The organism is Hydrogenobaculum sp. 3684 (genome assembly GCF_000213785.1).
Lineage (GTDB): Bacteria > Aquificota > Aquificia > Aquificales > Aquificaceae > Hydrogenobaculum.
The window spans coordinates 965,507-977,660 of sequence record NC_015557.1; the positions used below are offsets into that span (position 1 = coordinate 965,507).

The 12,154-nt window shown below is 35.6% G+C and carries 16 protein-coding genes; 7 read left to right on the forward strand and 9 right to left on the reverse strand.

Features of this window, described 5'->3' with window-relative positions; translation table 11 throughout:
- Positions 1 to 13 precede the first annotated feature (13 nt).
- From HYD3684_RS05210 to HYD3684_RS05220, 3 genes are read right to left on the reverse strand one after another with little or no spacing between them, the layout of a single operon-like run.
- A complete protein-coding gene (locus HYD3684_RS05210) occupies positions 14 to 655 on the reverse strand; it encodes a ribonuclease HII (protein ID WP_015419631.1) in 642 nt (213 codons plus the stop codon).
- Positions 598 to 1,002, reverse strand: coding sequence for a 50S ribosomal protein L19 (rplS, locus tag HYD3684_RS05215; protein ID WP_015419632.1), 405 nt, complete (start codon positions 1,000 to 1,002; stop codon positions 598 to 600). The genes HYD3684_RS05210 and rplS overlap by 58 nt, the downstream gene beginning before the upstream one ends.
- A gap of 47 nt (positions 1,003 to 1,049) precedes the next feature.
- Positions 1,050 to 2,213, reverse strand: coding sequence for a TDT family transporter (locus HYD3684_RS05220; protein WP_015419633.1), 1,164 nt, complete (start codon positions 2,211 to 2,213; stop codon positions 1,050 to 1,052).
- Between the two features lie 155 nt (positions 2,214 to 2,368).
- Here HYD3684_RS05220 and ispH point away from each other — a divergent pair, with 155 nt between their 5' ends.
- From ispH to rsmA, 6 genes are all read left to right on the forward strand, one after another.
- Positions 2,369 to 3,229 carry a 4-hydroxy-3-methylbut-2-enyl diphosphate reductase gene (ispH, locus tag HYD3684_RS05225; RefSeq protein ID WP_015419634.1) on the forward strand — a complete coding sequence of 287 codons (861 nt, stop codon included), beginning with the start codon at positions 2,369 to 2,371 and terminating at the stop codon, positions 3,227 to 3,229.
- A gap of 31 nt (positions 3,230 to 3,260) precedes the next feature.
- Entirely contained in the window at positions 3,261 to 4,193 is a 933-nt protein-coding gene (ccsB, locus tag HYD3684_RS05230; protein ID WP_015419635.1) for a c-type cytochrome biogenesis protein CcsB, read from the forward strand.
- Positions 4,194 to 4,202: 9 nt separating this feature from the next.
- Positions 4,203 to 5,036, forward strand: coding sequence for a carboxylating nicotinate-nucleotide diphosphorylase (gene nadC / locus HYD3684_RS05235; protein ID WP_015419636.1), 834 nt, complete (start codon positions 4,203 to 4,205; stop codon positions 5,034 to 5,036).
- Positions 5,037 to 5,139: 103 nt separating this feature from the next.
- Positions 5,140 to 5,409: an HU family DNA-binding protein gene (locus tag HYD3684_RS05240; protein ID WP_012514093.1), complete on the forward strand. Its 270-nt coding sequence runs from the start codon at positions 5,140 to 5,142 to the stop codon at positions 5,407 to 5,409.
- A 58-nt stretch (positions 5,410 to 5,467) separates the two neighbouring features.
- Positions 5,468 to 5,920, forward strand: a complete 453-nt coding sequence (locus HYD3684_RS05245) for a hypothetical protein (protein WP_015419637.1) — start codon at positions 5,468 to 5,470, stop codon at positions 5,918 to 5,920.
- A complete protein-coding gene (rsmA, locus tag HYD3684_RS05250) occupies positions 5,871 to 6,662 on the forward strand; it encodes a 16S rRNA (adenine(1518)-N(6)/adenine(1519)-N(6))-dimethyltransferase RsmA (protein ID WP_237698581.1) in 792 nt (263 codons plus the stop codon). The genes HYD3684_RS05245 and rsmA overlap by 50 nt, the downstream gene beginning before the upstream one ends.
- Here the strand turns inward: rsmA and HYD3684_RS05255 are convergent.
- The 6 genes from HYD3684_RS05255 to HYD3684_RS05280 form a co-directional block, all read right to left on the reverse strand.
- Positions 6,605 to 7,063 carry an MGMT family protein gene (locus HYD3684_RS05255; RefSeq protein WP_237698582.1) on the reverse strand — a complete coding sequence of 153 codons (459 nt, stop codon included), beginning with the start codon at positions 7,061 to 7,063 and terminating at the stop codon, positions 6,605 to 6,607. The genes rsmA and HYD3684_RS05255 overlap by 58 nt on opposite strands.
- 101 nt (positions 7,064 to 7,164) lie before the next feature.
- A complete protein-coding gene (locus HYD3684_RS05260; RefSeq protein ID WP_015419640.1) occupies positions 7,165 to 8,565 on the reverse strand; it encodes a short chain amide porin in 1,401 nt (466 codons plus the stop codon).
- Positions 8,566 to 8,660: 95 nt separating this feature from the next.
- The gene (gene leuS / locus HYD3684_RS05265; RefSeq protein ID WP_015419641.1) at positions 8,661 to 10,460 is read right to left on the reverse strand and encodes a leucine--tRNA ligase; all 1,800 of its coding nucleotides are present in this window, start codon (positions 10,458 to 10,460) and stop codon (positions 8,661 to 8,663) included.
- A 1-nt stretch (position 10,461) separates the two neighbouring features.
- Positions 10,462 to 11,013 carry a DJ-1 family glyoxalase III gene (locus HYD3684_RS05270; protein WP_015419642.1) on the reverse strand — a complete coding sequence of 184 codons (552 nt, stop codon included), beginning with the start codon at positions 11,011 to 11,013 and terminating at the stop codon, positions 10,462 to 10,464.
- Positions 11,013 to 11,333 (reverse strand): hypothetical protein, encoded by a 321-nt coding sequence (locus HYD3684_RS05275; protein ID WP_012514100.1) that lies wholly within the window; start codon positions 11,331 to 11,333, stop codon positions 11,013 to 11,015. The genes HYD3684_RS05270 and HYD3684_RS05275 overlap by 1 nt, the downstream gene beginning before the upstream one ends.
- 10 nt (positions 11,334 to 11,343) lie before the next feature.
- Positions 11,344 to 11,577 (reverse strand): pyruvate ferredoxin oxidoreductase, encoded by a 234-nt coding sequence (locus HYD3684_RS05280; RefSeq protein WP_015419643.1) that lies wholly within the window; start codon positions 11,575 to 11,577, stop codon positions 11,344 to 11,346.
- A 170-nt stretch (positions 11,578 to 11,747) separates the two neighbouring features.
- On the opposite strand from HYD3684_RS05280, the gene HYD3684_RS05285 reads away from it, so the two are divergent.
- On the forward strand, positions 11,748 to 12,152 hold the full coding sequence (locus tag HYD3684_RS05285; protein WP_015419644.1) for a hypothetical protein: 405 nt from the start codon (positions 11,748 to 11,750) through the stop codon (positions 12,150 to 12,152).
- Positions 12,153 to 12,154 lie beyond the last annotated feature (2 nt).

Consider the following 12,154-nt stretch of genomic DNA (forward strand, 5'->3'; position numbering starts at 1 on the left):
AAACCTCCTTAAACTAAATATTATAACAAAAACTTCTTCTATGTATATAAGAAAGTCCAAAATCCTTTATCTCTTGTATATGCTCTTTTGTACCGTATCCTTTGTGCTTATCAAAACTAAAAGGTCTAAAAGAAGAAGCGTAATCTATCATCATTTTATCACGGGTGGCTTTTGCCACCAAAGACGCAAGCCTTATACCAAAACTCTTCTCATCACCTTTTACAATAGCCAAAGAATCATAATCTTCTAAATTTATAAAATCTGACAAAACTATGTCAAAACCTTTCAAAGCCTCAAGTGCTCTTTTTATAGCTAGTTTTGTGGCTTTTGTAATACCAAAATCGTCTATCTCTTGATGGGTGGCTATGCCTACGCTGTATTTAAAATATTTTTTTATGATATCAAAAGCCCAAAACCTATCTTCTTCTCTTAACTTCTTCGAATCACCTTTTATAAAAGTGAATTCTTCTTTATAGAATATATCTATATTATCAACGAGCAGTGCACCCACCACTAAAGGGCCGGCCAAAGCACCTCTACCAGCTTCATCTACACAAGCCAACGTTAAGCCTCTTTTCAAAAATTGATGTTCGTATATTAGGATTTCTTGGATTTGGCTTCTTGTTTGAGCTTGTCGTGAGCCTCTTTTTCCCATGATTTAATCTCTTTTATCTTACGCGCTGCAGTTTTACCCTTTAGCTGTCTTAAGAAGTATAGCTTTGCCCTTCTCACCTTACCGTATTTTACTAGCTGTATGCTGTCTATGTTGGGGCTATAGTATGGGAATGTTCTTTCTATACCTACTCCGTAAGATTCTTTTCTCACTGTAAACATCTTATTTAGGCCCTTATTTTTTATCCTTATGACTATACCTTCAAAGCCCTGTATCCTTTCTTTATCACCTTCTTTTATTTTGTAATTTACCCTTATGGTATCACCTACTTTAAACTTTGGATACTCTTTCTTAGGGGTATAGAGCTTTTCTAACTCTTGAATATTCATGGCTTTTGACCTCCAAAAATCGTTTTAAGCCAATATTATACCATAAATTAGATTTTTGGATTTAACATATTTTCTTTATCTATAGGTAGGCCAGTCTCAGTGGAAAGACAAGGGGCTCTAAAGAGTGAACCATGCCATACGCCCTGAAGAGTCCTTATCATAACTATCGTATAAAAAACGGTGAGCATAAGTATCTCTATACCAGACAGTATTTTAACAAATATATAACCTGTGAAAATCCATATTTGAATAGTAGCTGCTGTAAACACACCCAATGGGAACGTAAATCCCCACCATCCCATGTTGAAGGGCAATCCTTCTTTTAGATACTTTAAGGTAGTCATAATAGCCATCACAAACCACCATAACCCATAAGCCCACAAAAGCATACCTATCATAAAACCTACTCTAAAGAAAAGCCTTGAAAAAAGCTCGAACTCAGTACCGTAAAAAATACCAGAAGATGCCTGACCTAGCAAAAACATTGCCAAAGCTCCGGTCCCTATAGGACCAAGAGTAAGCCATATGGAAACTGCCATATCTTTTGGTGGCAAGCCATGTACTGCCAATCTAAAAAACAAAATAACCAGTATACTCATAGCAAGAGGCACAGACAAAGACCATAGTATATAGCTTGTATAAACAATATATTGACCATATATTTGGGGAACATGAGAAGCTACAATACCACCAGAAGCAGCTGTAACCTCCGATGGAACAATTGGTAAAAGCCATACGGCTGTCATCTTGTCCAAACTGTGTTCATGGGATGTAAACATATAAAATGGCACTAAAAATCCGCTTATTATAGCTAGTAATGCGTCTATCCACCAAAGATAGTAAGCCAAATGGGCATAAGTATTGCCATCAAATAGTATAAAACCATTTACTATGGTGGCAAAGCCCATAGGTATAGCACCTATAAACATAGATTGGACTGGGTGATGAAGCATTTTTTTAGCACCTTCAAAAAAGAATATCCATCTTGCTATAAAAAGAAGCGAAATCACAACAAAAAATACTATGTTTAGCTCCCATATAAACTTAGTGATAGGTATCATATAAGGAAAGTGATAGGGGGAGTTGTGAAGGTCTATGGCCACTATACCTGTACCCATCGTAAGTGTAAACCAGTTAGGTGTGAAATTTTTCACTATGTCCAAAGGATGGCTTAATGCTTGTAGAGGTTTATAAAATTTCTTAGTTTCCATGCAAATATTTTAATGTTTTTTATATGTCCAAGCAACACAAACACACTCAAGAGCAATAAGTAAACACTACATTTACAAGATTATATTTTAAATATGATATAATTTATAATGAGTAATTTCATTGTAATAGTAACATTTTTAAATACCATTATGTTATGCCAAAAGTTTTGATTGCTAAAAACGCAGGATTTTGTTATGGGGTTAAAAGAGCCATAACGCTTGCAGAAAGAGCTGCCAAAGAGCATAATAGAGTTTACACACTTGGACCTCTAATACACAATCCTCAAGAAGTAAACAGACTTTCCAACATGGGTATAAAAACCGCCACCGATACAAACATAGATAAAGATGCTACAGTGATAGTACGCTCTCACGGTATATCTCCAGAAAAAGAAAGGCTTTTAAGAAACACGTTTGCTAAGGTTGTAGACGCCACTTGCCCTTACGTTAAGGCTGTTCATGAGGCTGTTGTATCGCTTGCAAAAGAAGGTTACTTCGTAGTAATAGTAGGAGAGAAAGACCATCCAGAAGTTCAAGGAACAGTAGGATATTTAGAAGAAGCAAAAGGACGATACAAGGTTATAGATTCTCTTGAAGATTTGGAAGATATAAAAGAAGATAAAGTGGGAATAGTAGCTCAAACTACCCAAAATGAAATATTTTTTGAAAATGTAGTTTTAAAGCTTTTAAAAAATGTAAAAGAATTAAAGGTAATAAACACCATTTGCAACGCCACAGAAGAGAGACAATCAGATATATATGAGCTTGCCCCTACGGTGGATGTGATGATAATAATAGGTGGTAAAAACAGCGGTAATACCAAAAGGCTTTTTGAAATAAGCAAATCTTTGAACCCACGGTCTTATCACATAGAGACAAAAGACGAGATTGACCCAAGCTGGTTAGAAGGTGCAGAAACCATAGGCATAAGTGCAGGTGCATCAACTCCAGATTGGATTATAGAAGATGTAAGATACTTTTTAGAAAATCATGAAAACTTCACAGAAAAGCTTTAAAATAAGCTTATCCTACATTTAAGGAGCTTTTATGAGAGAACTTAAACTTGAATCTTCAAAGAGTTTTCATATACCCTCTTACGTATGGTATGCTTTAGCGGGCGTTGGCATATCTTTGATATTGGGCTTATCTGGGCTTAACAACCTTCTTCTTTACAAACTTGCTTTTTTTGGATACGCCATATCGTTTTTTGTTTATTTTGCTTTTGTTATTTTAAGAAACAATTTATTTTCTAAGCTATCTACTGGAAGTTTGAGCTTAGCGGTGATGCTTAATCTATCTGCCATGATAGCAAGGATGCTTGATAGCTACAAGATGGGGCTTTTTCACCCTCCTTGGACAGACCTTTTTGAAGCTCTCACCTTTTGGTCTTTTATAGTGGGCGTTGTTTATCTTTACATAGAGCAAAAGTACGGCTACAAGTTAATGGGTAGCGTAGTAAGCTTTTTCATAAGCGGTATATACCTTTTTGCCATGCTAAAAGCCGATCCAAACATAGAACCTCTTATGCCGTCTTTAAGAAGCTATTGGCTTTATATACACGTTTTAACGGCATTTTTAGGTTATGCAGGTTTTACAGTGGCTTTTGCGGCAGCTGTGTTTTATCTTATAAAATATTATGCACCTAACCATGTAAAAGCAAAATTACCGCCAGAAGATGTTTTAGATGAAATAGCTTATAAATCTGTAGCTATTGTATTTCCCATATGGACAGCTTCTATCATACTTGGGGCTGCTTGGGCTGATGAGGCTTGGGGTGGATATTGGTCTTGGGATCCAAAAGAAGTTTGGGCTTTGATAGTGCTTCTTTTCTTCGGGGCTTACTTACACGCTCGTTATATGATGGGTTGGAAGGGTCCTAAAGTAGCTTGGATGGTAGTGATAGGTTTTATAGCGATATTGATATGCTTTTTTGCTATAAACTTATACTTCCCAGGGCTTCACAGCTACGCAAAATCTTAAAACCTTTTGATGAATTGGCTTAAAATAGATGAAGCTCTAAAAAGCTTTTTAGAAGAAGATATAGGCTGGGAGGATATAACCTCCTCAGGCCTACCTGATAATTTAAATGCCAAAGGTTTTATAAAAGTAAAAGAATCTGGGGTTGTAAGTGGTTTATTTTTTGCAAAAAGGGTTTTTGAGCTTTTAGGAGTTAAAGATATCACGTTAAAAGCCAAAGACGGGGATTTAGTAAATAAAAAAGATATCATAATGGAGCTTCAAGGAAACGCAAAAGCCCTTCTTATGGGTGAAAGGGTGGCTTTAAACCTTATACAGTCTTTATCTGGTATTGCTACAGAAACAAAGTTTATGCTTGATAAGATAAAAGATTATGAAGTTAAGCTTCTTGATACCAGAAAAACCACACCAGGGTATAGGTTTTTTGAAAAATACGCCGTTAGGACAGGAGCTGGCACTAACCATAGGTTTGCCCTTTACGATATGGTGCTCATAAAAGATAACCATATAAACCTATACGGTAGCATATCAAAAGCGGTACAACAGATAAGAAAAAATTTATCTATGGCTTACAAAGTAGAAGTGGAGGTAAGCAACTTTGAGCAACTTGAAGAAGCTCTCAACTTAGATATAGATATGATACTGCTTGATAATTTTGGCGTAGAAGATGCCAAAAAAGTCATAGAGCTTATAAGGAAAAGATCTTCTATAAAGATAGAGCTATCAGGTGAAATAAACAAAGACAATATAGACGAGTACGCCAAAACAAGACCTGATTATATATCCTCTGGGGCTATCATACACTCCTCTAAATGGCTAAACGCTAGTATGGATATAACAATATAATTATCTTTTATAAAAAATATTTTATTTTCTTCTTACATATATCTTGACATACGTATCTTTAGTGATATAATAGTAATTTGAAAACACGTAAAGGAGGTTTACCATGACAAAAACAGAATTAGTTAGTTATGTGGCTCAGCAAGCTGACATAACAAAGGCAAAGGCTGAAAAATGTGTTAATGCTGTATTTTCTGCATTGGCAGAAAGCCTAAAGAAAAAAGAAAGAACCACAATACCAGGCTTTGGTACTTTTACAGTTAGCACCAGAAAAGCCAGAACCGGCAGAAACCCAAAAACTGGCCAAGAGATAAAAATACCAGCCAGAACTACCGCCGTTTGGAGACCTTCTAAAGAGCTAAAGAAATTAGGTTAACTAAATTAGTGGCGGTGCTTTATGCACCGCTTCCTTATAAAGGATAAGAGCAAAAACAGTGAAGAAAGATTTAACAAACCTTATTAAAAGTGAAGATCTTTATCAGTCCAATGATTTTGTAAGCGAAAGAACAGCTGCTGATTATGTGGCAAAATACCTTATAAGCTATATAACCATAGAACTTCAAAACCTACCAAAAGACCACTGGGAAAACACCTTAAAAACATGGTTAAAAATAATAGCTTTAGCTAAAAGCCTACAAAACAACATGCAAAGGAGCATGTTTTACCAAGAAAACAAGTTTGACATGGTGATGGAAGGTATCACAGAAGATGTGATACACACAATAAACGGCTTTCAATCTATAAACTTGCTTTCTAAAGACTTCAAACCTTATGAGCTCATAAAAAAATCCCTTGAAATCATCGTAAAATATCAAAAACATCAAGAATACCAACTCTTTGAAGAACCGTTTAAGTATCTATGCCAAATCTTTGATGTTAAAACCTAAAAAAACATTCGGTCAAAACTTCTTAAAATCAAAAAATATAGCACACTCCATAGTAGAGCTTTTAGACACAAAAGAAGATGATACAGTCATAGAAATAGGCCCTGGGCTTGGGGCATTGACAGAGTTTTTATATCAAAAGCCAAAAAAAGAGCTTATACTGGTAGAACTTGATAAAGATATTTTTGGGCTTTTAGAAAAGAAGTATGAAAATGCTACGCTTTTAAACGAAGACGCTTCTTTGGTAGATCTATCAAACTATAAAAATCTCAAGGTAATAGGAAACCTCCCTTACAACATGTATGCAAGCATACTTATAAATATGATAAATCAAGAAAAGCATATCTCAAAGATGGTTTTCATGCTTCAAAAAGAAGTGGGAGAAAGACTTATAACAGATTCCAAAGACAAATCTTGGCTTTGGGCATATGCCAACACTTACTTTGATATACATTACGCTTTTAGTGTGCCAGGGAGGTTCTTTGAGCCTGTGCCAAAGGTTACCTCTTGTGTTTTGGTTTTTGATAAAAAAGAAGATACTCCTTCTTTTGAAAAACAAAATTATATGGATTTTTTAAAAAAGATATTTTCCAACAGAAGAAAGATGCTAAAACATAAATTAAATATCGAAGATAAATACGCTCTAAAAAGAGTAGAAGAACTTTCTTTAGAAGATATAAAATATATTTACAATACGCTTTCGTGCTTTAACAAAAACACTTTTACATCCACACCGGCGTTATAACCACCTATATAATTTTTATCTTTATAAAAGCCGCTAAACACTACCCTATGACAAGGTATAAAGATAGGAAGAGGGTTTGATTTCATAGCGGTGGCTATAGTCCTTTGATGAAGGTTTAGCTTAGCACCAAGCTCTTTGTAGCTTACAACGTTTCCAAAGGTTATGTGGTTTTTAAGATACATATAAATATCTTTGTATCTATCTGGTATATAAAAGATATCTTTATTTTCTATATCTTTATTTTCTATATCTTTTTTTTCTATGAAGTATATATCAAATATATCTTTTATATCCTTTGGTATATGCTCTTTTTCATCGGATATAAAAGGTTTTATATAAAAAATCTTATCGTTTTTCATATATATGTATAGGTTAAAGTTCTGATACTTGTAAACAAACATAATTTATAAAACAAAGCGGGCTTTTAGACCCGCCAAAGGACAAAGCTATGAAAAGCATAAAATCCCCCCACCCACTCTATCAGGTGGCGGGGATTAAAAACTTAAAATACGGTTCTTAAAGCAAGTGTGTAGTCTGTGAAGTCTTTGAGTTGATTATTGCCATTTGCGGTAGCAGCCTTTAAAGCACCATCTGGATTTACTATTTGAGCACCCAAAGATATGTTTGCATTTTCACCATCTATATAGTAGTTAAAGAATATATCTGTCATAGATACTTTAGCATCTACAAAACCACTACCGGTGGGGTTGGCATAGTAATTTTCGTTTTCATCTTGTTCATATCTTAGCACGAGTGCTGGTTTACCTAAACCTACATATCTATCGTATAAAAGCTGTGTTTGTAGATAATACCCTTTGGCTTCTGGTTGAGCTACATTACCGTTCTTGTCTTCTGCATATCCCAAATCCTTTTGGTCAAGCCATGCAGCTTGGAAGTTTGGCACAAAATCCCCAAACTTTTGTTCCCACAATACGTCAAATGTATATGCTCTTGCTGTGGTGGAAGAACCATTATAGCCACCAAATGCTGGAGGACAAAATGCTTTGCCGGTGAGAGCGTCTGTTCCACATTCTATCTCTTGTTGTTGATAGGCAAAACCAAATGTCAATGTGTTTTGTTTACCAAGGAACGTATCTTCATCTACATAACCAGGTGTACCTTTGTATCCAAGCATCGTAGGTGTAAACTCTATCCTAAAACCATATTTTAGATTGCTGTTACCGTTTTGACCTGCTTCATAATCGTATCTGCCGTTTCCAGCCATGAGATAGTACTTTATCATGGCATCTTTACCTATATCACCCCAAAGGGCTATACCAGCATCCCGAAAAGAGTTACCCACATCAGAACCAAGCGTAAATGGAACAAGTGGGTTTATGAAAGGTTTAAACTTACAAACACTATTCTTACAAGTGTAATTTGAGTTTACAGCAGAGTTTGCTTGTAAAAGATTACCACCATCAACGTTTATCTCAGATATACCTGGGTTAAAGTTCTCAAGGGGTACTATGAAAGAGTACAAATCACCAAGGCCTACCCTTGACCATGGATCTAAGAAAAGACCAGCCATAACTTGAGCTTGTGGCATAAACTTAAAGTTTATAAAAGCATCTTTTACAAGAGTATAACCCATACCACCATGAGCTCTTGCAGAACCATCTGGAGATAAGGTGTTGTTGTCTGCAAAATCAATGTTTGAGCCAAATTGGACTATTGGGTTTATTTGGCCTGAAAAATAAAGCCCTGCGTTTTCCACCGAGAAGTTGGTGCTATTTTGGTCGTTGGTGGTAACTTTGCCATTGTTTTGAGCCCAGATGGCAAGTTTAAGACCTACGTTTGCAAACTCGTTGTCATTTGCCTTTAATAAGATAGCATCGGCGCTATGAAGGGGTATCATAGCCATACCAAAAACTGATAGAGCTAGTAATAGCTTCTTTTTCATACAAACCTCCTTAAGTTTTGATGCTTTTATTATAAAATAGAATTGTTAATTTTTCATTAAGATTTCATTTTTCTTTATAAGGTATATTAATTTGTTTATATATTTAGATGCTCTAACTTTTCTTTAAGAAGCTCTATATCATCTTCTTCGGAAAGCCCAAGATGTTCTAAGAGTTTTCCTATACTTACCCACTTTTTTAGGACCATACCTTGGGTGATAAGCCTATCAAAAGGCTCTATATGGTCTATAAGGCCTATATCGTATAAAAACTTTTCAAAAAACCTCGAATAAAGAAGATGAAGCACCGCATGCTCTATACCGCCTATATATATATCCACATTCATCCATCTATTGGCTATATCTTTATCAAAAGGAAGCTTGTGGTTTTTGGGATCTGTGAACCTCAAAAAATACCAAGAGGAATCAAAAAACGTATCCATAGTGTCTGTTTCTCTTCTTGCTTTGGCACCGCATTTTGGACAGGTAGTATTTACAAAGCTCTCAGATTGTTCTAAAGGGTTTCCATGTCCTGTAAAGTTTACATCCTTTGGAAGAAGCACCGGCAAATCTTCGTAAGGCACAGGCACTATACCGCAGTTTTGACAATGTATCATAGGTATAGGGGTTCCCCAGTAGCGCTGTCTTGATACATTCCAATCTTTTATCTTGTAAGAGATTTTTTTGGTGGCTAAGTTTTTGGCTTTTAAAAACTCTAAAATTTTTTCTTTTGCCTCATCGGAAGAAAGTCCATCAAAATCTCCAGAGTTTATAAGAATACCCTTTTCTTCGTAGGCTTTTTCATCAAAATCATGGTTGTCGTTTTGGGGTTTAACAACAGGTATTATATCGAGCTTGTAAGCTTTGGCAAAATCAAAGTCCCTTTGATCGTGAGCGGGCACTGCCATTATGGCACCTGTTCCATATTCAAAGAGGATATAATTTGCCACGTATATGGGTATTTTTTTGCCGTTGGCAGGATTTATGGCGTATAGGCCTGTAAAAACTCCTTCTTTAACAGATGCGGTACCCCTTTCTCTTGTAGATATATGAGACATTTTTTGTAAGAAATCTTTTACAGCTTGGTTTTCTTTGGACACCTCTTTGGCCAGTGGATGCTCTGGGGCTATAGCCATAAAGCTAACCCCAAATACCGTATCTATACGTGTGGTAAAAATTTCCAAATATTCAAAATCTTTTAGCTTTGTTTCCAATGGAAACTTTACCAAAGCCCCTTCGCTTTTTCCTATCCAGTTTCTTTGTTGCATAATTACTTTTTGAGGCCATTTTCCTTCTAAAAGCTCCAGATCTTTTAAAAGCCTTTCAGCGTAATCTGTAACCTTTATATACCAAGAGGGAATTTCTTTTTGGACAATAAGAGTACCACATCGCCAGCATTTTCCATCTATTACCTGCTCGTTGGCGAGAACCGTTTGATCGTGAGGACACCAGTTCACAGTGGCGGTTTTCCTATAAACTACGCCTTTTTCATACATCTTTAAAAAAATCCACTGATTCCATTTATAATAATCTGGATTGCAAGTGGCAATTTCTCTATCCCAATCGTAAGAAAAACCAAGAGATTTTAACTGAGCCCTCATATAATCTATGTTTTGATAAGTCCAGATATCAGGTCTTAAGTTGTTTTTTATAGCGGCGTTTTCGGCAGGCAGTCCAAAAGCATCCCATCCCATCGGATGAAGCACGTTATATCCTTCCATTCTTTTGATACGGGCTATAGCGTCTCCTATGGTGTAGTTTCTTACATGCCCCATGTGTATTTTTCCAGATGGATATGGGAACATCTCAAGTACGTAAAATTTGTTTACGGGTTCTTGGGTCTTAGATTCTTTTTCCCAGCGTTCTTGCCACTTTTTTTCTATGCTTTTAAAATCCATATCAATAATCAAAAAGCATCGCTTTTGCCACTTCTTTTGCCTTTTCTTTTGAAGTTAATTTTTCTAAAAGCCTAAAACCAAAAACCATAGCCGTAGCTGGACCTCTACTGCTTATAATATTTTCATCTTCTACCACAGATTCTTCTTTGTATAGATGTTCGTTAAACTCAAGCTTCACGGACGGATGAGAGGTAATATGCTTATTTTCCACCACACCGGCATTTTTTAGCACCAAAGGACCCGCGCATATAGCGCTAACATATTTTTTCTTAGCATTCATTTGATTTATAAGGTTTTTTACCTCTTCACTCTTTTTGAGATTTTCAACACCTGTCATACCACCAGGGATTATAATCATATCGAGGTTATCTACATCATTTAGCTCATCTATGGTTAGATCAACTTCAATTTTTACATTTCTGGCGCTTGGTATGACTTTATCTTTTACACCTACTATCAACACTTCTACACCGCCTCTTCTTAATATATCTATAGGGGCTATAGCTTCTACTTCTTCAAAACCAGGTGCCAACAACACAGCTACTTTTGCCATCATTCCCTCCTTTTTATATCAAACTTCACTTCTTTTGCCCACTCAGGTCTTCTGTTTAACCAACTCATCATATTTTCCAAAGACCTTGAATAACAAACCTCACACATCAAAGTCCCATCATCCATTATTTTAGAGTTATCATCACAGCATTCTGTTATGTTCCAAAATTCGTAGTTATCGTGAAGTATAAGTTTACCGCAGTTTTTACACTGGTATAGTTTATAGTTTTTGGCTTTTAGTATCTCATCAAAATTATCGTTGGTAACATCTTGCTCAAATATATTTGATAAAAACTCCAATTGCTCTTTTGAAAATTCCATAAGCGCTATACTAAGCCACTTCTTCGTGGGCTTCCGCCATCACCATTTTTATGGCATTTCTTTTTAGCATATCAGAGCATACGTATACGCAAAGAGCACATCCTTTGCATCTATTTGTAATCACATAAGCATGATGTTCGTTGTCATCGTACATAAGGGTGTTTGGTTCTGGACAAAAAAGCGTGCATTGTTTGCAGTTGTATTTGCTGCATTCGTCATTTATAACCTTAGCTACATAATACATATCAAGCCTCCTTTGGAAATGAGATAGATATATATTATAACATTTGTTTGGTGTGTCAATATGTCTTTTGATAGTATAAGCTTTTTTTGAGCTTTTTATAAGAATATTTTTGCATTGTACCTTTATTTATGGTTTATAATTATATTCTAATACTTATGGAGGTATAGTTTATGTTACATGCTTTTTTTGCGATGTTTGCTGGCACTTACGCTCTAACGGCTTTTACAACTTATCTTCTTGTGTTTACAATCCTTAAGAAAAAACCAGTTATGATTTTTGGTCTTGCAAATCATGGTTTATCGGTGATTTTTGGAATTTTAGCGGTGCTTGCTGGTTTTGGTGCCGAGAGAATATCCTATATAATGGTAAAAGCCCCGGCGCTTTTTATATTTTTACACAAGTGGATTGCCATATTCTCAGCTCTTTATCTTATAGGTACTTTTATGTATCTATGGGTAAAACAAGAGGATGCCGGTAAATTAAAAGGTATAGCCATAGCTGTAACAGGTTTATTTTTCTGTCTACTGACAGTATTTTTAGGGCTTGATATCATATTTGATTTTGTAGCAAGATAATA